This is a genomic window from Spiroplasma endosymbiont of Panzeria rudis, assembly GCF_964019705.1.
Classification (GTDB): domain Bacteria; phylum Bacillota_I; class Bacilli_A; order Mycoplasmatales; family VBWQ01; genus Spiroplasma_E; species Spiroplasma_E ixodetis_A.
In genome coordinates, this window is sequence record NZ_OZ026460.1 from 379541 (window position 1) to 401629 (window position 22089).

Genomic DNA, 22089 nt, shown 5'->3' on the forward strand with positions numbered 1-22089 from the left:
TTATTAACAATTAATATATAAATTATGCTATATTTATTTAGTAAAAATTTAATATAAGTTTTTATCCTATTTATTTTTGTAAATAAATAGGTTTTTATTTTGATTTGAAAGGAACATAAAAATGAAATTTTTAAACACAAATGAGAGCGAAATTAATTCTGAAATACTTTCTAATTTATTAAAATCAATACTTCCAAATAATCCTCTTACAGTGGGATTAGTGTGTCTTGCTGGTGGAATTGGTTACTATTCATGAAATTTTTACAAAAATAAAAAACAAGAATTAAATATAAAAGTAATAGAAAAAAATGAAAATGAAAAAAAATATTTAGATGAATATAAAGAAAAAACTACATTAGACTCAAACAATCTAGTAAATAATGAAGCAAGTAATATAAGTAAATATAAATGTAATATGACATTAGATAATAACAATAGCAAAAATGTTGAAGAAGAATATGATATGTTAGATGATGCAAAAGAAGCAATAAATGATGAAGATGAATGAGCAATAATTGATTTACCTTCTTATGGAAGTAATCATATTTAAAAATTTAATTATAATAAAAGTTACCATTAGGTAACTTTTATTATAATATGTCAATCTATAATCATTAATTTCATCTACTAATAATTGTTTTCTAAAATTCTTTTATTGCTTTCATAAAAAATAAATTTACTAAAATAATCATTTCAAAATAAAAAAAATAATTTTGTTTTAAAGAATAAAAAAATAATCAATTTCATTATTAAATTTGGAAAATTTTAAAGATATTTCAAAAATATAATATCAAATATCGGGAACTGAATTATTTAATATTATTCCAATTGCCTTTTCATCAGTTTTTTGAAATTTTTTTCACTTATTAATTTTATCTTCAACTATTTTAATTAAATTAATTCAATTTCTATAAAAATTTCCACCTTTTTGTTCATTAATTTGTTTATCTAACTTTTTACCAACTTTTTCAAAATCTCTTACTCCATTAGGAAAAACAAACAACACAGGATTTAATTCAACAATTTCAAGTCCTAATGTTTTTTTATTATTTATATTTTCTAAAATAAAATCTGGGCCATTTAATCTACCTTGTTCTTTTGTAGTACCTATATATTCTTTTAAAATATAATTCTTTCTTATAATTATAGGAATAGATAAATAATGTGTAGATTCATTAAATCATCTAATTTCACTATCAATATTATGCACTTTTGAAAATTTTTCGGTAATTGGTTGTTTCAAAAATGTATTAGGAATTATTTTTTTTAAACTAGGTCTTAAAATATCGGGTCCTTTATTATCATGATAGTATCTTAATCATTCATCATTAGTTTTATTATGTATTAAAAAATTGAAAAATCATGATTCTATTGATTCATTAGAATGGGGAACTAAAAAATTAATAAAATCAATTTCTTTTAGATAAGATAAGTATATCTTAATTAAATAATTTTTACAAAAATCATCTGCATATATAGAGTTACTAAATTTAAATAACTCTTGTTCTTGTTCTAATTTATTTAAATTTGTTAAATGTTCAGAAATCATTTTTTTAAAATAATTTAAATCTAAACTATGACTAAAAATATTTTCTTAACAACTTTTAAGTTGACATTTTTTATTTTGGAATTCATTGAAAGTAATTGGAATGGCAACCCTTTTTAGGACTATTTTTTGGTGGACATTTGTGTTTGATATTTAATGGGGGTTAAGTAGTTTAAAGTGCTGTGGATTCTTATGTTGTTGTATCAATTGATATAATCAAATAATTCTAATTTTAATTGGATTAATGATGTAAAATTTTTATCATTGATAAATTCGGTCTTAAAAGTTTTGAAAGTTGCTTCAGCAACAGCATTGTCATAAGGACAACCTTTTTTGCTTAAAGAACGATTAATGTTGAATGCTAATAAAAGATTATTAATAATTTTATTATTAAATTCATTACCGCGATCACTATGAAATATTTGTATATTTTTTAAACAGCGATTTGATTGCATAAATGCTTGATATACTAATGATGCATCTTTTTTAAATCCAACACTATGTCCAATAATTTCGCGGTTAAATAAGTCTATTAATAGGCAAATATAGTTTCATTTGCCATTAACTTGAACATAAGTTAAATCACTGACAATAACTTCATTTTTAACCCTATTATTAAAATTTCTATTAACAAGATTTGTTACTTGACTATTATTAACTCTGTTATTATGATTTTTGAATGATAATTTAGTGTATTTTGATATTAAATTATGTTTATTCATAATTTTTTTAATTTTTCGTCTTGATAAATAAATTCCTTTATTTTCTAGAACAACTTTTAATCTTCTTGTTCCATAAACTTCTTTATTTTCTTTAAAAGCACTAATAACAGCTTCATCATACATATTATTTTTAATTTTATCTTCTTTTTTATTTAAATTAAAATAATATGTTGATTTAGAAATTTTTAAAAAACGACACATTTTACGAATTTTATATTTAACTTTATTTTTAGCAATAATTTCTATTTTCTGCCTATTATTAGTGCTGCTTGCTTTAAAATGTCATTTTCCATTCGTAACTGTTTTAATTCTTTTCTTAATTTAATTAATTCATTTTCTTCAACAGAACGATTATCTTTAGTTTTAAAACTGCCTGAATTAGTAAATTGCTTAATTCAATTGTAAGTAGCTGCTCTTGTAACATTGTACTCTTTAGCAAGACAAGACACTGACTTACCACTTTGATATAAAGCTACTATTTGTTTTTTAAATTCATCTGAATATGAGTTAATATTGGCCATAATTATAGTTCCTTTCTTTTCACTAATTTGTTCACTTGTCTACGTAATTAGTGTCCAATAAAGTGTAACCCATCCATACATCAACTGATATAACAACATAAGAATTCACAGCACTTTAAACTACTTAACTCCAGTTAATTATCAAAAATAAATGTCTACCAAAAAATAGTCCTAAAAAGGGTTGCCATTCCATTGTTTCTCTTCCTCATTTATTTAAATTTTTTGACATAATTAACACCTTATAAAAATGATTATTACTATATATATATATATATATTATAAATAATAACTACTTTTTCTTTCTTCTTTTTAATACAAATATTGGAATAACAATTGCAAAAAATATTAAAGCAGTAAAACCAATAGTAATAATCATACATATTCTATTTATCTTTTTTTTGTACTGATTTAACTCTTGTGGATTAATAATTTCATAGCCATAATAACTTATAATATTACGTTTACGAAATTTAAAAATAACAATATTAATCATATGAATAAAGAAAATAACACCTAAAATAATTGTTAATGTTATTGCATCTTTAATAATATCAGGAACATTAACTGTTCATTTTTGAATAATAAAAGTTAATTTCTGACCACTAATCAAAAACATAATGCCAATAATAATACCAAGAACAATATAACTACTAATACTTATTCAATTAATAATTATCAAGTTAGCATGAATTTTACGATAATTTCTAATTATAAAATTAGGAGGTAATAGCGATCCTTTTAGTGTTCTTTCAATATATAAATCCACTTCTCTTCTTAATGTCACAAATTCAATAATATTAATCAAAATAATAGTAAGAGCAATAATTGCTAATGGAATAGTAATTACAGGATGAGGAATAATTTTTATGTTAATCATACCAAAATATAAACTAATAAAAGTTGAAGCAATAATTAATGTCATAACACCAATAAATAATAAAATCAATTGTTTTAGCTTCTCTGATTTAATTTCTCTGCTAATTGGTTTTGGAATTTTAAAACTATTTTTATAACTAACTATTTCCATAGTATTAAATGTTTGTGGTTGATCATAATACATATCTTTTTCTTTAGTAAAGTTTTCATTGATCGGCACTGTCTTTTTTTCTTGTAAAGGTATTATATAAGAACTAGTAACTTGTATATTTTTACCATCATATTTTTTTTCATTATAATCGTTTTCATTAAAATCAGAATTATGAATATTTTCTTTATTTTTATTAATTGGTGGTACAACATTGCTAAAATAAGTGTTATTATTAGTTGATTTTTGATAATCTTCTTTATCTGATAACCTATTTTTTTGTGAAAAAAATTTATCAAATAATTTAAATTTTATTTTAGACATATACATCACCTACATTTAATTAGTTAAAATATTTTTTTGTCTTTTTAGAAATATGTTTACTTGAATAAAATTTTCTTTGTAATTTGGCAATTTCATGTTCAATTTCCAAAATTTTATCTTCAAATTGATAATCTTTTTCTTCTAAACTTAAGTATCCTTTAATAGAAATCCTTTTGCGTAAATACATTATTAATAAAATTGATAATAATAACAGAAAAATCAAAAGTGCTAACCCACCCATTGAATATAAAAAAGTAGTAATTGGAATCTCAAAACCTAAAAACTTAATGGTATTAGTACTACTATCATCACTTACTACTGCTAACACTAATTTCACCTCATACATTAGTATATAAATATTATAACAAAAACACCAAATCTAATTAATATTATCTATTTAATAGCTTATTTTCTGTTATAATAATTATTTTAATAATAAAAAAGAATATTAATAATATTCTTTTTCATATGTTCATCCTTCGCTACGTAAATATTTTGCTGCAACAAATTGTGCAAATATTGCTAGAAACAGACCAAAGAAAGTAATCAATAATAAAATTGTATAATCAAGGATTGGACGATTAATTAAAAATAAATCTTCTGGTGGGCGCTGTAACTCTAAAATAAATCTAATTAAATTTCATCCAAAAAAGTAAAGTCCCATTTGAACACCTGCATGCATCATTCGATAATGATGTGGATTATTTATTTCATAAAGTTTTTTGCTTTTATTTATATAATCATTAATTTTCTTACCAGAAAGTTTGACTTCTGCTAATGCTTTATTTACTACATTTTTTGGTACTTGATTATAATAGTAAACTTCATTTCACATTTTAGTTCAAGTCAAATGCTTTGGGTCACGATTTACTTTATTTCAATATTTTGGATTAAAAGTTATTTTTCCTCAGTATTTAAAATTATCTTTAAAATCAAATTGAAACTTATCTGGTTCCACTTTTCATGGCTTTTTACCAAATCATTTACCAAGATTTGGAACAATAAATGTAATCGCTAATCATAAACCTAAATTAGCAATTGATTCATAAAGAAATATTGGTGCACGATAAACAATTTCACCATTAATCGTTTCGGGATTACCACTTGGTCCACCAATTAATTTAAAACAATTATCACGAATAAAAGCAGGTAATCATGATAATGAATCATAACTTACAACGTTACCAAGTAATTCATGATTAAAGAAATTACCTCAACGTCCTAATATCTGCCCTAATAAAATATTAGGAATAATTAAATCGCCATATATTCATAATGATATTTTATACTTACGACCAACAAAGTAAAAAATAATTGCACCAGCAATAATGCCAAATAAAACACCACCATGAATAGACATCCCTGGTTTTCAAAATGCAAATTTTTCAAAAAAACTAATTGACTTATCAGGATCATCCTTACCAAGAAAACTAGCACCAAATAATGAAGCAGGAATAATAAATATTATTGATCATGCTAAAGAATCAGTAGGAACACGATAACGTTTAAATTTTACTCAAGAAGCAATAATTGAAGCAAAAATACCTGACATAATAGCAAATGCATAAACATGAAATCATCCACCATAAGTATCAGTAATGCCGTGAGGTCCAACAAAATCTAAATTTAACATAACAAACACCTCACTTACAAGACCATCTTTTAATATAGAATACCATAATAGAATACCATAACTAACTAAGAATCACAATATAAATAAAGACAAACAATACATATTGCATATATAATTTTGATAAAGTGTAATTGTAATTCACATTTTTTTAGATTTTTTATTGTATATTATTTTTTGCAAATATAAACTTAAATTAAGATTTACCAAAAAACAAATACAAAAAATAATGTATTTTTGATAAATCTTAATTTATTTTTTAAAAAAAGGGGGAATGAAAATGAAATTTAAACAATTGTTATTATTAATTACCAGTGTTACAAGTTTAGGGATGATATTATCAAATAATAAAATAATTAATAGCAATCAAAATACTACTTTTTTAAATAAAAACAATGTTTCTAAAATTAGTTTTAACAAAATGACAGGCACTACTGGTGAAATTAATAGTTTAACTTTTAACGGTGAGCAAACTTATGCTGTTAATAATAAAGGTATTGTTTATAAAAGTGACAATGGTCAATCTTTTGAAGAAATAAATTTACTTAATTATGATTATAAAATAAAATCACTAATTACAACACCTAATGGAACAATTTACGTTGGAACTTATAATGAAAAAAATAATGAATTAAAAGTTTATATTCTTAAAAATGATCAACTTGCTGAAAAATATACTTTAAGTTCACACCAATTATTAGCAATGACTTTTGACAAAGAAAATAATATTTATATAGGAACAAATGAAGGGGTATATACTAATTCAAGTCCAACAACTGAATTAGAAAAAATAGATGGGGCAACAGGTAACATTACAGTTTTAAAAACAACTAAAAATGGCTTAATTTATGCCGGTAATACAGAAGGAATGATTTTTAAAAGTATTGGGGATAATCCTTTTAATTTAGTTGAGCAACTAGAAGATGGTGGTATTACAAGCATTGCTGTTGATAATAAAGAAACAGTCTTTGTTACTAACAACAGTAAAAAAGTTTATTATAAACGTGTTACTATTGCTAATTTTTTACCATATAAGCAAACTTTAGAAACAATAAATACAACAGTAATAACTTTTGGAACAGGAGTTTTAGTTGGTGATAAAGATGGTAATATATGAAAAAGTTATAAAGAAAACAACTTTAATTTAATGAATGAAAATAAACTAAATTCAATTAACGAATTGATTTATAATTCTAATAATTTTACTATTTATGCAACAACTACTGATGGAATATATAAAAATAAATAATCTAATTTAAAATAACTAATTTTAAGTTAGTTCTTTTTTAAAAAAAATTGTAATACTTATTGAAAAATTTAATAGTAAAATTATAAATCATTTTAATTTTTTATAGAGGCTTTTTAATAATCTGTGTATCTTTGTTTTACAAAGTTACTAATTTAGATTAATTCTGTCTTCAAATTTTATCATAAAATGAGCAATTGCTGTATTTCAATTTTGAATAGGCAATGTTCATTTTTTTGTTATATTTTCAATTGCCAAGTAAAATATTTTGAAAACTGCCATATCATTAGGAAAAACTTTTTTATTTCTGATGATTTTTCGTAATTGACTATTAACAGATTCAATAGCATTTGTAGTATAAATCACTCTTTTGATTTCTACTGGATAACTAATAAAAACCATTAAATTATCTCAATTTTTATATCAAGATTTAGTAATTTGAGGATATTGTTTATTTCATTTACTTTCAAACGATTCTAAAGCTTGCATTGCTTGTTCTTCACTACATGCACTATAAATTGGTTTTAAATCTGCAACTAGACCTTTTCGATGTTTGTATGAAACATATTTTAAACTATTTCTAATTTGATGAACAATGCATAATTGATGTTCTGTTTTAGGATAAACTGATTGTATTGCTTCTGACATGCCTGTTAAATTATCACTACAAGCAATAAGAATATCATTTAAGCCACGATTTTTCATTTCTGTGAAATTAGATAATCAAAACTTAGAACCTTCATTTTCACTAATTCATAATCCTAAAACATCTTTTTTGCCTTCTAAATCAACTCCTAATGCTATATAAACTGATTTGTTAATAATCCGTTTATCTTGTCGTACTTTAACTACTATACAATCAAAATAAACAATAGGATAAATACTTTCTAATGGTCGATTTTGTCATGCTTTAACATCATCAATAACATCATCAGTAATTTGACTAATAACACTTTCACTAATATCAGCACCATGATATAACTCTTGCAACTGCATTCTAATGTCAGATAATGTCATTCCTTTTGCATACAAGGAAAGAACTTGTTGATCAAAACCATCAAATCTTCTTTGCCTTTTAGGAACTATTACAGGAGTAAAATTACTATTGCGATCTCTTGGTACATCAATTTCAATTTTACCTTGTTGAGTTATTAATTTTTTTGAACTTGTACCATTACGAGCATTTTCAGTAGTACTATGTTGATTTTTTTCATATCCTAAATAATTTTGCATTTCAGAATTCAACATTTTTTCAACTAATCTTTTTGTTAATTCTTTATATAAACCGCCAGGTTTAAAAACTGTTGTTAAATCTTCAGTATTTTCTAGTAATAAATCTACTGCTTTTGATATTGGATCATTATTATTAAAGTTATCTTTTTTAGCCATCTGTAACTCACTCTTTCTAGTCATTTAATTATATTTACTAGAATTAATTAAACATAGTTATTTTTGTAAGTTACACAGATTACTAAACATTTCCTTAGAATTATTTGATTACATCAACTGATATAACAACATAAGAATTCACAGCACTTTAAACTACTTAACTCCAGTTAATTATCAAAAATAAATGTCTACCAAAAAATAGTCCTAAAAAGGGTTGCCATTCCATAATAATACTTATGCTTGATTTAAAAACGGAATTTATAAGTGTTTAACTAATGAAATGGAATTTAAACAAATGACAGGATTAGCAAGATCTATTACAAATGTAAAATTTGATGATAAAGATAATATTTATGTATTAGCTAAAAAAAATTATCCTTATAAATGCTTAGCTAATGAAATGAATTTTAAAGAAATTTGTAATAAACAAACATTCAATGATGAAAATCAATTTCAAGTAACGTATCGTTTTGCTGCTCACGATTGAATAATTATAAAAATTAGTTATGATATTTTTTTGAATATGGAACAAATATATAATGATGAAAATCAAAGTAATTTTCAAAAATTATTTTATAACATTATTATTGATTTTACTAAAAAAGATGAGACTGGGTTTGCTGGTGGTATTTTAGAATCAGATTATACTACAGCAATTTCAATAATAATTGAACATTTTGAAGAAATTAATCAATTTTTTAAAACTTTATCACAAGGTCAAGGTATAAAAATTATTACAAATAGAATTGGATCATGAGATAAAAATGATAATATGGGAATATTTAATCAGTAAAACCTAATTATAATTAAGTAATATTTAGTTTTTATTTTGATATTTTTTTCTAAAATTAAATTGTAAAAAAATATTAATTTAAAATTCGTGGTTTAGATTGAAAAGTATTACTAATACCATTATTACTACTATTACTATCAATAGTATTATTTATAATTGGCTTAATACGCATATCAAATATAGTAATAGCAACATTTTTAATACTAATAAAAAATTGCTTTAAAAAATCTAATTGTTCAAATGTAAAATTTAGTTCTTGATTACTAATCAAATCATTAATTTTTTTAATATCATAATTATTTTCATAATACACAGCAAAATTATCACATTGATTTTGTTTGATCAACATAAAAAAAGAATCAATAGTATTATTATCCAACTCTTCAATTGGTAATGCTTTTAAAATTTTAGGTTCAGTATCATTATAAGTTGTTGTTACTTTATATAAAATTTTTAAATCATTATCAATTTTATATTTTTCTAATTTATAATTTTTTAATTGATTGTTATCATTAACATAATATGATTTGTTTGCCATTTGATTACCACCTTTAAATAAAATAAATCCTTTTTCAATTTAAATAAATGAAAAGAGATTTAAGAAATCAAGTATTAGTTCTTATTTAATTTTACAACTAAATTATTTAGAAATAAAGTAAATCTATAATAAAATAATATATTTTATTATAGATTTAAATTTAATTTATATTAATTAGAAAATTTATTATTTGCCTGGAGTTCCAACAGCCATTTTTTGTGCAAGAATAACACTATCAAAATGTAACTGTAAAAATGCGGGTTCACCATCATTAAAAGTTTTTATTTCTTCTGTGCCGGTAGGTGAACTAAAAAAATGAGTTGTAAAAGATGTATTTAATACTTTAAGTAAAGTGGAATGGCAACCCTTTTTAGGACTATTTTTTGGTAGACATTTATTTTTGATAATTAACTGGAGTTAAGTAGTTTAAAGTGCTGTGAATTCTTATGTTGTTATATCAGTTGATGTAATCAAATAATTCTAATTTTAATTGGATTAATGATGTAAAATTTTTATCATTAATAAATTCAATTTTGAAAGTTTTAAAAGTTGCTTCAGCAACAGCGTTATCATAAGGACAACCTTTTTTGCTTAAAGAGCGATTAATATTGAATGCTAGTAAAAGTTTATCAATAATTTTATTATTAAATTCATTACCGCGATCACTATGAAATATTTGAATATCTTTTAAACAACGATTTGAGTGCATAAATGCTTGATGTACTAATGATGCATCTTTTTTAGTACCTACACTATGTCCAATAATTTCGCGGTTAAATAGGTCAATTAATAGGCAAATATAGTTTCATTTACCATTAACTTGAACATAAGTTAAATCACTAACAATAACTTCATTTTTAAGCCTATTATTAAAGTTTCTATTAACGATATTGGTTATTTGACTATCGTTGACTTTATTATGATGATTTTTGAATGATAATTTAGTGTATTTTGATATTAAATTATGTTTATTCATAATTTCTTTAATTTTTCTGCGTGACAAATAAATATTCTTTTCTTTTAGAACAACTTTTAATCTTCTTGTTCCATAAACTTCTTTATTTTCTTTAAAAGCACTAATAACAGCTTCATCATAAATATTATTTTGTTTTTTTCTTTTTCCTTTAAATTAAAATAATATGTTGATTTAGAAAGTTTTAAAAAACGACACATTGTGCGAATTTTATATTTAACTTTATTTTTAGCAATAATTTCTATTTTCTGCCTATTATTAGTGCTGCTTGCTTTAAAATATCATTTTCCATTCGTAACTGTTTTAATTCTTTTCTTAATTTAATTAATTCATTTTCTTCAATAGAACGATTATCTTTAGTTTTAAAACTGCCTGAATTAGTAAATTGCTTAATTCAATTATAAGTAGCTGCTCTTGTAACATTGTACTCTTTAGCAAGACAAGACACTGACTTACCGCTTTGATATAAAGCTACTATTTGTTTTTTAAATTCATCGGTATATGAGTTAATATTGGCCATAATTATAGTTCCTTTCTTTTAACTAATTTGTTCACTTGTCTACGTAATTAGTGTCCAATAAAGTGTAACCTATCCAAAAGACTCAAACTTTGTTTTGTTTAATTCATCAGTAAACTCTAATTTAAAACCAGAAGTTGGCTGATCGACCTTGAATCCTTGATCAGCAGTTAGTTTTAAATCATTTAAAGGTTCTTTTATAATATTACTTGTTATTACCTTTGAAACATTTAAATTTGCTGCCTTTATATTAATATTATAAGATTTAACAAGCTTAGCAGCAGTTTTGCTACTCATAATATCAATTTGACAAATACCATCCGCTACTTTAAAGTCAGTTGTGTCAGCAACTGATATTTCACCTGGAGCAGCAGTTTTAATTGTTACAATTAAATTGGTAATAGCATCAACATCGGGTTCTGAATAATCATTATCTTGATTACCAGATGTAAATCCCAATTCCCTTAAAAAGGTTGCAGAATCAGTATTTTTTGCTTTCCATTTACCATCAGTAGAACCTTCAACTAATAACTTTTCTTTAAACAACTTATTTTTAATAAGATTAGTAGAGTCAGCAGTGATAATACAAGTTCCAAGATTATCAAAATTTATTACTTAATCAATTATACTTGTATTTTCATCACTATATCATCCTAATAATTCTGCATATTTGCCATTTAATTGCGGATTATTAGGAATATTTGAACCATTATTACCGCATGCAACAACTGAAGGAGTTGCTCCTGCTGTTAATGCAAGGGCACCCATTAATCTTAATATATTTTTCATATTCACATATACCTCCAATAATATTATTTAAACTTATTATAATAACTATAAATTAACAACTTAGTTACTTTTTTCCAAATATAATATCATATAATAAGTTATCCAATATTTATATGTTTATAATGTTTAAAAATATGAAAAAAATAAACATTTTGTAAAATAAAATACTCCTTTTAAATTAAAAGGAGTATTAATATTATTTTTATTTTATAAAATTATGCAAGTGTTAATTCAGTTTTTGCTTCAAAAGTAACATCACCAGTTTTATAAGTTATTTCTAATTTATCACCAGCAGCTCAAGCATCACCAGCAGCAGTAATTATTCCTAAATTTGCCCCAATTTTTAAAGCAGTTAGAGTATTTAAAGCAGTAAACTGTTTTACTTGATCTGATTCTCCTTTAATTTGTATTGGTTCTCCTGGTTTTTTTGCAGTTTCTGGAATTGTAGTACCATCTACAAACATAATTTTTTGATTTGTAGTAACATCAGTATCTACTATTTTAATTTCAGCAGCTATTGTAGTAAGAGCAGCAGCAATAACACCTTTTGTTTTATCAGCTTTTAACTTAATACCATAAACATCACCAAGTTCCTCTTCACCTTTTTTAAATTGGAAATTAAAAGTACCACCAGTAATAGCATAATCTTTACCATCATCCATTTTAGCTAATTCTGGTTTAAAATCAGTAACTGCACCAGTAATTTTATCTAATTCTTCTTTATTAAATTTTCCATCTGTAGCTGTTTGTTTTAATTTACCAGTAAGAAAATCAGCACATGCTTGATTAGCAGCTTTATTATCTTCTCCTAATAATGCACTAGCTTTAATTGGTGTTTTTAAAGCATCAACAGTTCAAGTAACATTATCCTTGACAGTTGTATCAAGTGAAGCTGCTTGTACACCTTCTCCTTTATCATCTGTTAACCCTAATTGTTTTGATACTTCTACGTTCATGGCTACACCAGCTTTATCACCACAAGCAACAACTGAAGTAGTAGCTGCTGTTGTTAATGTTAATGCACCCATTAATCTTAATATATTTTTCATATTCATATATAGTACCTCCAATAATATGACTTTTGAACTACAAATACAATAACCACAATTTAGAATTACTTCTAAACATAATATTGAAATGAATCCAATTAACATTATACATCATATTTTACTTTCTACCATCAATATACTTTATAATAATATAAAAAAATATTAATTATTAACACCTTTAATATTACTATAAAAATTTGTCAAAAATAATAAATACTAAAAATGTATTAGTTATTATAACTAATACATTTTTAAACTTTTTTTATTCTTCATCTTCACGCCATTCGCCTTCTGACATCAATAATTCTTTACGTACATTTTTAGCAATTATATAATTAGGGTTTTTATCATCACCATTAATTAAAACATTACGTACTAAATAATTTTCAATTTCATTTTGTAGATTTTTTGCAACAAAAGGTCAATCATCTTTCACTCTAAATTCGCTATCCAATTCTTCTTGTAATTTAGGATTTGTAAGTGCTCTTTTTCTTTGCATTGGTTTATAATAAGCAAAGTATCAAATTAGAGCAAATGCAATGCTAGCAATTAAATAAACTAATTGTAAAACATTAGAAGTTATATCAGATATTCCTTTTGTAGTATCAGTTCCACCTTTACCAATAAGATTTGCTCCTGAAATTAAACCATTGATTAAAGATCTTAATCATTCTTCAAATTGTCAAACTAAGAAAAGTGTTGCTGCAAGTCAAATAATAATTTCAAAAATATTTTTTTTCAATTTCTTTTCTATAGACAGTTTAATTGCAATGGAAAGTACAAAAACATAAATAATAACCATAATAATACCGGCTTCAGCAGTTAATGTTCCATAATTAACAATCGAACTTAAAACTAATTGTCCATCCTTATAAACAGGATGTAACGTATCAACTATTACTCCAATAATATCAGGTAAAATTAATCATACAAAAGCTGAAGAAAAAGTAATAATTAAATTTAATCTAGAAGCTTTAAACGGAATGTTATCTTTTGATAATTCTTTATATTTAGGTGAAATATACCCTTCAACAGATAATGGTTCTAAAATAGCACCACTATATAAAGCATTTTGCATTCCAGCATTAGACTTTAATGAAATAGTACAAATTAACATTACAAGGATACCAATTATTCCTAATCATTGTGCATGAGCTTTATCACCTAAAATTTTAAAAATACTTAAGTTGGGATTATCTGAAAAATTGCCAGCAACAGCACCAATCATAAGAATTGTTACTGCCATATAAAAAATAGTAGATAAAATCATAACAATAACTAATGAACGACTAATATTTTTTTCAGGATTTCTAACATTTTTACCAATTGTTGAATAGGTTTCAAATCCTAAAAAGAAAAAGAAACACATGGCAAAAGCTTGTGAAAAGTTATTGGCAGTTAATTGTTGATGAGAAGTAGTCATATCTCAATTTGAAGTTCCTGCCATCACAAATAATATAATAGTTGCTATGATTAATAAAAAAGTTGTTCCTCATTTTAAATAACTAGAAATATTCACAAATTTTTTAAATGCAGCCATTCCTAAAAATAATACACAAGAAGCTAAACCATAAATTAGAATTCCAATCAAATCTAATCCTAAATGTTGTCATACTCCTCAATTAGCATATAAAAAAGAAGATGGATCAGTAAAGTTAATTCTAATCATTGATACAATTTGTGAACTAACTATAACAGGTAAAGTAGCATACTGTAAAAAAGAAATTAATCAACCTCAGAAGCGACCATAACTACTTCTAACATAAATATAAGCAGCACCATTATTACCCGGATGTACTCTTGAAAGTCTTGAAAAAGCTCAAGCACAAGTTCCTGCAATTAATCCTTCTACTAAAAAAATTCAAATCATATGAGAACCTAAATTTAAACTATCTTTATTAATTAAAATTGCAAAGTTAGCAGTAAAAGTAATTCCAACAGTATAATTAAAACCAAACCAGAATAATTCTGATAAAGTTAATTTATGATTTGTCCTTTCTTTTTTCTTAAAAAGTTTTAACATAATATTCTCCCTTCAATTATAATAATTATATATCTTTAAAGTGATTTCATTAATTAATAAAATAGTCAATAAAATCAAAAAAAATAAAAAAATATATGTAATTTATAATAACTAATTTTATTTTAAAATACTACTAATATTTAATTAAATTTTCAAATAATACTAATAAAAAAATAACATTTTTTTAAAAACTATTATTATAATAGTGTTACTTAAATAAAAATACTACTTTTTTAATAAGTTATTTTAAAAAATAAGCTTAAACATCTTTTATTCTACATGATAAATAGTGTATTATATAATAATACTTTTAAAAAAATAAAGAAGGAGGTATTAATCATATATGGGAATTACCAAAAAGAAAAAATTTCGTTTATTTCCATTTAAAATGCCAACAGCAATTACAGTCTTATTCTTTATTATTGCTCTAATTATCATTATTTCTTGGATTCCAGGAACAACAGGTAAATGATTAGAAGATGAATCAAAGCCTGTAAGCACCGATAACCCTTGACAAGACGGTGGGCCATTAGGTATCATGGACTTATTTTTGGCTCCAATTAAAGGTTTCATTGGTAGCAGTGATATTATTGTTTTTGTTTTAGTAATTGGTGGATATATTGGCATAGTTATGAAATCAGGTGCACTAGATGCAGGAATTGGTCGTTTAGTTAAACGTCTAAACGGAAAAGAAATTTGAATTATTCCTTCAATTATGACTATCCTATCGATTGGTGGAACAGTTGAAGGAATGTGTGAAGAAACTATTCCTTACTATTTAATTATTATTCCAGCAATGTTAGCTGCTGGTTTTGATGTTGTTACAGCTGTATTAATGATTTTATTGGGTGCTGGTGTTGGTGTTATGTTTTCAACACTTAATCCCTTTGCTATTGCTACAGCTTCACAAGCTAGTGGTTTAAATCCTGGTGATGGAATCATCTGACGTTTAATTTGTTGATTTTTAGCAACTATCGGTACTATTGCTTTTGTTATGTGATATGCAATCCGTGTTAAACGTAATCCTGAAAAATCAGTTGTTTTTCACTTACATAGCGAGCATCATGAAGAATTTATTAATAAAGAAGAAATACCTGAATTTACTAAACGTCGTAAAATTATTTTAGCACTATTTGGATTAACATTTTTAATTATGGTGCTTTGTATTATTCCATGAGGTAAAATTACAGGAACAACTATTTTTGATGATTTTCACAATACATTAATTAAATATTTTCCATATTTCACAAGTCAAATTAATGCATTTGGTGACTGAAACATTGAAATGTTAGCTTTCTTATTTTTCTTTGTTTCAATTATCATTGCAGCAATTGATTGAAAAGGCGAAGAACAATATGTTCGTAATTTTATTAGTGGTTCTTCAGAATTATTAGGTGTTGCTTTAATAATTGCTGTTGCTGGTGGAATTGGCTGATCATTACAACATTCAGGAATGCAACATGTTGTTGTTGGACAATTGCAAAGTATTGATAAATTACCAAGATTTGCTATTGTTATTATTGGTTTTTTTGCTTTTCTTTTGATTGCCTTTGTTATTCCTTCAACATCAGGATTTGCAAAAGCCGTTTTCCCTATTGTTTCAAAAATAGTAATTCCTTTAGGATTAGGTTCAGGAATGATTACTACTTTTGTTATGGCTAGTGGTTGAATTAATTTATTTGCACCAAGTGCAGGTGTAATGATGGCAGGACTTGCCATTGCTAAAGTTCCCCTAACAAGTTTTTATCGAGCAATTTGACCATATACTATTGGTATTACTGTCTTTGCCTTAATAATGTTAAGTATTGGAACTTTATTACCTCAATCAATATTTTAGTAGAATTTAAAGCACTATGTTAATTAAAACTTTTCTCTAATTAGAGAAAAGTTTTTTTATTTTTTATTTCATTTTTATAAAATTAAACAATATTTGGGAAAACATTCACTTTCAGGATTTGTTTGCGTTTGTTCATTATTTAGTAGACTTAATTGATCATCTGCTAATTCTGAAATTTCTACAACTTCATCTTCTGGTAAAAAAATTTGTTCTAATATTTTATTAATATTATTTCAATCATTTACAAAATTTTCACTCATTTTACTGTCTTTAATTATTTTTCCAGTAGCAGGATCATATTCTGTTGATTGACAAGAATTTAACAACATTTCTTCAACAAAAGCAGAAACTTTATAAATAATTAATAATTTTTGGTTAATATTATCATCACTTTTTTCTTTCTGTAATTGCTGTTTATACTTACTTAATTCATCTCATAATGATTTAATATTTTCCTTTTTTGCTGCTATTTTTCTAAAAATTTCTATAATTTCTTTATAATCAAATTTTATTTCAGATAGTAAAGATTTTAAATTCATATTTTTCCCCTTTCAAAATAAAAAACCTACTTGCTTAAAACTTAAACAATAGGTCAAAAACTTATATTTTTTTATTTATAGAAATATTATACTTTATTATTTTTATTTTTTTCAGATATTACTTTATAACAATAAATACTAATATAATTTTAATTTTTAATATAATAAAAATATATTAAAAATTAAAATTATAAGTGTTTTTTTATTTAATTTTACTATTAATAATTTACAAATACACTCTTAAAGGTTTAAAAAAACAATAAAATTTTTTTTATGTATTATAATAGTGTTAGTGAGTTATTTAAAATAATATGTTTTACATAAGATTATTGAAGATAATTTCTCACATCTATTCTAGATTTAACTGAGGAGGTTAAGAGAAAAATGAGGAATATGAGAACATTATTAAAGTTATTAGGTGCTAGTGTCATAACAACAGTACCAGTAACTACTGTTATAGCTTGTGGTAACAACAAAGAAGATCAGGTAAAAATATTACTAGATCAAGTATCAATAAATTTAGGTTTAACAAATGATGAAGGAAACGGTTTAAAAACTATTAGACTTAATTGAGAAAAAGATACATCCTTTTTCTGAATTGATAATTCCGATATTTTGGTTACTAAATTATTAGAAAAAGAGGCAACTACTGGTCAAGCCAAAGCTAAAGATAAAGACAGTTTCTATTTTTTAAAATCTGTTTTACAACAGAAATTAACATCAGGAACAACACCTGAAGATGGTACTTTTGATGCAGCGGAAGTTGCTAAAATTAAAAATAAAATATCTAATATAAAAGTTTCTACTAGTAAATTTGTAGAACCAAATGATGATGAAAAACTTGTAGTTGGTGATGGGACATATAATTTACAATTCTTTAAAGAAGATGGTAAAACAAATTTAGGGGATAAATATACAGTAAAAGTAATGACTGGAACTGATGCTTTATTTAATATTTTTGCAAGTGATAGTCCTGCTAAGTTAAGTTATAATGAATTTGGTTATGAAGGAAGTTCTATTGAGTATTTCCAAGCGGGTTATAAATTAGAAGAAACTGTTAATAAATGATTAAAAGATAAAACAGAAGTACCATTAATAAGCAAAAGCAGAACTGAAAAAGCTATTAAATTTAATAACTTTGAACAATTGGTTGGTTGAAAAGCAAAATTTAATGTTATAAATTTTGAAAGAACAGGAATACCTCGTCCAAATAATTTAACAGACGGAGATGAACTAACACTTTCTATTGCTTTAGTAAAAAACCAAGAAACTATTTCTTTAAAGTCAACAATAATAATAAGAATAAACAATTAATAGTAAAATAATAATGATATGATTAGCATAAAATTATTATTCAACTTTTCTAAAATATATTAATTAAGGTAATACTAGTCTAGTATTACCTTATTTTTTACTTCAAAATAATATATATTATTTTAATTCTTCGCTATTAATTTTCATTGCTGAGATTTGTTTTAATTAAAATTGTTCATGCACTACTGCTTCAAATTCTAAAACAACACCTACTTTAAACTTAAGAAAAGCATCATTAACATATTTTTTATTATTAAAAATTAAAACTGCCAATTGTTCAAAAGCATAATTTAAAATTTTATCAGAATTTGGTTCTAAAGAAAGATAACAAAATATTTGTTCATTCCTTAAATATTGCGATATCTCAAAACTATTATTTAATTTATCTAATTGTTTTCATAAACATGGTGTTAAAATAATTTTAGCAATACCATTATCACTATACTTAATACCATCTCTTTCGTAAGAAAAACCATTATTAAAAATAATGGTATTCATTCCTAATTCTTTATAATTAATAGTATATTCGGTTATTAACTCTGCAAAAATATTCTCATTACCTACTCAATCAGCACTAAATTCTAGATTTTTATTAACAGTAATAATAAGAGCATTTGTTATTTTTTTACTTCATTGTAAAAATAGTTCTCATCGTTCAAGAATAACAAAAACTATTTCATCAATCAAAGTATATGGCATTAAAGATTCTTCTGCTAAAGCTGAAATTTTAGAAACAATATTACTACTTAAAAAATTAGATAATAATCTTACCTTATCACTTATTTGTAAATTTTTATTTTTCTTGTAAATTTTAATAATATGTTTACATGTACTTTTTTTCAAAACTAATTTAGCAGTACCGCGACGTTGATTTGAAAAATATACAAATGTTAGTAAATTATAACCGAATTTCTTTGTCATTATAATTCCCCTGACTATCTTAAATTATAAATTAAAAACTATTTTACTTTAAATTAATATAGTTTAATTATAACAGAACTAGAAAATTTAATAAACATATAAGTTTATTTCAAAAAAATTAAATTAAAAATCTCAATAAGATTTGTCCATAATTATGAAGAAAAGCAATAATAAAAAATAAATAGTATTATTTCATATTTTTAGATATAATTATTTTAATTTAATAAATGTATATATCTAATATAGCTATTTTTCTATATTAGGATTTTTATTAAATTAAATATCCAAATAAAAAAGGAAAAATAAAATGTTAAAAAAAATATATAAAGAAATATTTTCAACTATGTTAGTAATTGATAATAAAGATAATAAATTTTGTTTTAAAATAAATATAATTAAAACTTCTAATAAAATTAGACAAAAATACAATATTAAAAAAGAAATAATCAATGACTTATTATTACCATATAAAAATGTTACTAGTTATTCTACTGAATTATTTCCACTACACTATTTATTAGAAAATATTAGCAAAGACATTATTAACAATAATGCCTTTCAAAAAATATTAAATAAAAATATAATAAATAAAATAGAAAAAATCTATAAAAAATATCAAGATTTTGACCATGACTTTCAAAAAAGATTCTTTTATTTAGAAGTTGCCTATAATATTAAAACACCTACAAGCCAATTAGAAAAGAATTTACAAAAACATGGCCTTCAATCATTTAAAAATATTTTAATAAATCAAGGAACTAAACCAATTAAAGAAATTTTTAATATTCAAAATAATAAATTATTAGCAACAGATATAAATAAATTAGATAATAACTTATTACCAATAAATAATTGTAATAATAAAAGTTTCTCTATTATATAATCCCACTATATTTTTTAACGGGCGCACAACTAATACGATGAATATCACAAATACCATAATTTTGTAATGCTATCTGATGATTTTTTGTATAATACCCTTTATGATTTTTAAACCCATAATTAGGATATTTAGTATCATAATTAATCATAATTTTATCTCTTACTACTTTAGCAATAATCGAAGCGCTAGCAATATTAAGTGATTTTTGATCACCTTTAACTATTGCTTCAACTTTTCCTAGAAAATTAGGAAATTGTGGTTTTTCAAAATCAACTAAACACACATCAGGTACTATTTTTAATTTATTAAATGCTTCTATCATTGCTAAAATACTAGTCTGCTTAGGATTATGAATATTAACAAATTGATGACTTTTAATACTAACAGAAACTGTTAGTGCATTATCAATTATAATTTGATACATTGCTATTCGTTGTTTTGTTGATAATTGTTTTGAATCTTTAATTAAAGGATGATTAAAGTTTGGTTTAAGAATAACGCTTGCAACAACAATTGGTCCTGCAATAGCTCCCCTTCCCACTTCATCAAAACCAGCAATTAATGTTCCTGATGAATAATTATCAATTTCGTATCGTAAACTACTTTTCATGTTTTAAAATCTTAGGTGGTATTTCAAATGAAATTAATCCTAATTTCCCTACTTGTAAATCATTAATAAATAAATTCATGGCACGATGAGTATTATCTTCATCATTAGCCAATTTTAAATGATATTTTTGTGCTAATTTCTTAAAATAAAGAAATAATGTTTCATCATTAATATTTTTAATTTCAAAATTAATATTATAATATTTTACTAATCTTTCATAATAATTCTCAAGTAAAAAGGTTAAAGCAAAATTAGCCATTTCTTCTAAAAATAAATGTTTAACAGGAATTGCTTTAATTAAAGCTAAAATCATTACTACTTTTTGATCATTCATTTTTGGTGGTAAAATACCAGGACTATCTAACAAATCAATCGTTGGATTTAATTTAATTCATTGTTGACCTCTAGTAACACCAGGTATATTAGCAGTTTGTGTTACTTTACGTTGTAATAAATTATTGATAAATGTTGATTTCCCCGTATTTGGTAATCCCATAATTAATACCTTAATTTTTGGATTAACAATACCTTTTGCCAATTGTTTTTCCATTTGTGGCTCCATTAATTTAGTAATTAAATTTAATAACTGCGGTTTCATTTTTGTAGTTAATGATTTTGCCAATAAAACAGAAAAACCTTGACTTTCAAAAAAATTAACTCATTCTTTAGTAAAATTATCATCTGCTAAATCAACTTTGTTAAGAACAATAATTCTTATTTTTTTCTCTAATAAACGATCTAATAAAGTACTTTTTGTTGCTAATGGTGCTCGTGCATCTAAAACTTCAATTGCAACATCAATAATTGGTAACTTAGTTTCAATTGCTTTAATGGCTTTCATCATATGACCAGGGAATCAATGAATTTGATTATGGGTACTTTCATTAGGCATTTTTTTTAA

The 22089-nt window shown here is 23.9% G+C and carries 23 protein-coding genes and 1 pseudogene; 8 read left to right on the top strand and 16 right to left on the bottom strand.

What is annotated here, in order from left to right:
* The first annotated feature begins 121 nt into the window (after window positions 1-121).
* Window positions 122-550 carry a hypothetical protein gene (locus AACK89_RS02115; protein WP_338978940.1) on the top strand — a complete coding sequence of 143 codons (429 nt, stop codon included), beginning with the start codon at window positions 122-124 and terminating at the stop codon, window positions 548-550.
* Between the two features lie 168 nt (window positions 551-718).
* On the opposite strand, the gene AACK89_RS02120 is transcribed toward AACK89_RS02115, so the two are convergent.
* Window positions 719-1549, bottom strand: a complete 831-nt coding sequence (locus AACK89_RS02120; RefSeq protein WP_338978942.1) for a hypothetical protein — start codon at window positions 1547-1549, stop codon at window positions 719-721.
* Window positions 1550-1668: 119 nt separating this feature from the next.
* Window positions 1669-2789 (bottom strand): IS3 family transposase gene (locus AACK89_RS02125; protein ID WP_338977698.1). Its coding sequence is split into 2 segments (ribosomal slippage): window positions 1669-2546 and window positions 2546-2789, totalling 1122 coding nucleotides; the frame shifts between segments, so codons are not numbered across the junction.
* A gap of 79 nt (window positions 2790-2868) precedes the next feature.
* On the opposite strand from AACK89_RS02125, the gene AACK89_RS07655 reads away from it, so the two are divergent.
* Entirely contained in the window at window positions 2869-2940 is a 72-nt protein-coding gene (locus AACK89_RS07655) for an IS3 family transposase (protein ID WP_422397455.1), read from the top strand.
* Between the two features lie 138 nt (window positions 2941-3078).
* Here the strand turns inward: AACK89_RS07655 and AACK89_RS02130 are convergent, their stop codons facing one another.
* The 3 genes from AACK89_RS02130 to AACK89_RS02140 all read right to left on the bottom strand — a co-directional run bounded on the left by AACK89_RS02130 (window position 3079) and on the right by AACK89_RS02140 (window position 5770).
* Window positions 3079-4137, bottom strand: coding sequence for an MSC_0882 family membrane protein (locus AACK89_RS02130; RefSeq protein WP_338978943.1), 1059 nt, complete (start codon window positions 4135-4137; stop codon window positions 3079-3081).
* Between the two features lie 19 nt (window positions 4138-4156).
* Window positions 4157-4465 carry a hypothetical protein gene (locus AACK89_RS02135; RefSeq protein WP_174480536.1) on the bottom strand — a complete coding sequence of 103 codons (309 nt, stop codon included), beginning with the start codon at window positions 4463-4465 and terminating at the stop codon, window positions 4157-4159.
* 120 nt (window positions 4466-4585) lie between these two features.
* Window positions 4586-5770 (bottom strand): prolipoprotein diacylglyceryl transferase, encoded by a 1185-nt coding sequence (locus AACK89_RS02140; protein ID WP_338978944.1) that lies wholly within the window; start codon window positions 5768-5770, stop codon window positions 4586-4588.
* A gap of 277 nt (window positions 5771-6047) precedes the next feature.
* Here AACK89_RS02140 and AACK89_RS02145 point away from each other — a divergent pair, with 277 nt between their 5' ends.
* Entirely contained in the window at window positions 6048-7016 is a 969-nt protein-coding gene (locus tag AACK89_RS02145; protein ID WP_338978946.1) for a hypothetical protein, read from the top strand.
* 147 nt (window positions 7017-7163) lie between these two features.
* On the opposite strand, the gene AACK89_RS02150 is transcribed toward AACK89_RS02145, so the two are convergent.
* Entirely contained in the window at window positions 7164-8402 is a 1239-nt protein-coding gene (locus AACK89_RS02150; protein WP_281749630.1) for an IS256 family transposase, read from the bottom strand.
* 28 nt (window positions 8403-8430) lie between these two features.
* On the opposite strand from AACK89_RS02150, the gene AACK89_RS02155 reads away from it, so the two are divergent.
* Complete coding sequence (locus tag AACK89_RS02155; RefSeq protein ID WP_422397456.1) at window positions 8431-8586, top strand: IS3 family transposase; 156 nt, start codon at window positions 8431-8433, stop codon at window positions 8584-8586.
* A gap of 30 nt (window positions 8587-8616) precedes the next feature.
* Window positions 8617-9195: a hypothetical protein gene (locus AACK89_RS02160; RefSeq protein WP_338978948.1), complete on the top strand. Its 579-nt coding sequence runs from the start codon at window positions 8617-8619 to the stop codon at window positions 9193-9195.
* 73 nt (window positions 9196-9268) lie between these two features.
* Here the strand turns inward: AACK89_RS02160 and AACK89_RS02165 are convergent, their stop codons facing one another.
* From AACK89_RS02165 to AACK89_RS02190, 6 genes and pseudogenes are all read right to left on the bottom strand, one after another.
* Window positions 9269-9733, bottom strand: coding sequence for a hypothetical protein (locus AACK89_RS02165; RefSeq protein WP_338976152.1), 465 nt, complete (start codon window positions 9731-9733; stop codon window positions 9269-9271).
* Window positions 9734-10127: 394 nt separating this feature from the next.
* Window positions 10128-11226, bottom strand: a pseudogene (locus tag AACK89_RS02170) (IS3 family transposase).
* 69 nt (window positions 11227-11295) lie between these two features.
* A complete protein-coding gene (locus AACK89_RS02175; RefSeq protein ID WP_338978949.1) occupies window positions 11296-11769 on the bottom strand; it encodes a hypothetical protein in 474 nt (157 codons plus the stop codon).
* A 69-nt stretch (window positions 11770-11838) separates the two neighbouring features.
* Window positions 11839-12012, bottom strand: coding sequence for a hypothetical protein (locus AACK89_RS02180; protein ID WP_338978951.1), 174 nt, complete (start codon window positions 12010-12012; stop codon window positions 11839-11841).
* Between the two features lie 215 nt (window positions 12013-12227).
* Window positions 12228-13067 (bottom strand): hypothetical protein, encoded by an 840-nt coding sequence (locus AACK89_RS02185; protein ID WP_338978952.1) that lies wholly within the window; start codon window positions 13065-13067, stop codon window positions 12228-12230.
* A 256-nt stretch (window positions 13068-13323) separates the two neighbouring features.
* Complete coding sequence (locus AACK89_RS02190) at window positions 13324-15084, bottom strand: APC family permease (RefSeq protein WP_338978954.1); 1761 nt, start codon at window positions 15082-15084, stop codon at window positions 13324-13326.
* Between the two features lie 343 nt (window positions 15085-15427).
* Between AACK89_RS02190 and AACK89_RS02195 the strand changes: the two genes are divergently transcribed.
* On the top strand, window positions 15428-16921 hold the full coding sequence (locus tag AACK89_RS02195) for a YfcC family protein (RefSeq protein WP_252319388.1): 1494 nt from the start codon (window positions 15428-15430) through the stop codon (window positions 16919-16921).
* Window positions 16922-16995: 74 nt separating this feature from the next.
* Here the strand turns inward: AACK89_RS02195 and AACK89_RS02200 are convergent, their stop codons facing one another.
* Window positions 16996-17460: a hypothetical protein gene (locus tag AACK89_RS02200; protein ID WP_338978956.1), complete on the bottom strand. Its 465-nt coding sequence runs from the start codon at window positions 17458-17460 to the stop codon at window positions 16996-16998.
* Between the two features lie 384 nt (window positions 17461-17844).
* On the opposite strand from AACK89_RS02200, the gene AACK89_RS02205 reads away from it, so the two are divergent.
* Window positions 17845-18774 carry a hypothetical protein gene (locus tag AACK89_RS02205; RefSeq protein WP_338978958.1) on the top strand — a complete coding sequence of 310 codons (930 nt, stop codon included), beginning with the start codon at window positions 17845-17847 and terminating at the stop codon, window positions 18772-18774.
* Window positions 18775-18939: 165 nt separating this feature from the next.
* Here the strand turns inward: AACK89_RS02205 and AACK89_RS02210 are convergent, their stop codons facing one another.
* On the bottom strand, window positions 18940-19695 hold the full coding sequence (locus AACK89_RS02210) for a hypothetical protein (RefSeq protein ID WP_338978960.1): 756 nt from the start codon (window positions 19693-19695) through the stop codon (window positions 18940-18942).
* A gap of 307 nt (window positions 19696-20002) precedes the next feature.
* Between AACK89_RS02210 and AACK89_RS02215 the strand changes: the two genes are divergently transcribed.
* Window positions 20003-20578: a hypothetical protein gene (locus tag AACK89_RS02215; RefSeq protein ID WP_338974998.1), complete on the top strand. Its 576-nt coding sequence runs from the start codon at window positions 20003-20005 to the stop codon at window positions 20576-20578.
* Here the strand turns inward: AACK89_RS02215 and AACK89_RS02220 are convergent.
* Window positions 20571-21188, bottom strand: coding sequence for a ribonuclease HII (locus AACK89_RS02220; protein ID WP_338978961.1), 618 nt, complete (start codon window positions 21186-21188; stop codon window positions 20571-20573). The genes AACK89_RS02215 and AACK89_RS02220 overlap by 8 nt on opposite strands.
* Complete coding sequence (ylqF, locus tag AACK89_RS02225; RefSeq protein WP_281747933.1) at window positions 21178-22080, bottom strand: ribosome biogenesis GTPase YlqF; 903 nt, start codon at window positions 22078-22080, stop codon at window positions 21178-21180. Before ylqF ends, AACK89_RS02220 begins: the two co-directional genes overlap by 11 nt.
* Window positions 22081-22089 lie beyond the last annotated feature (9 nt).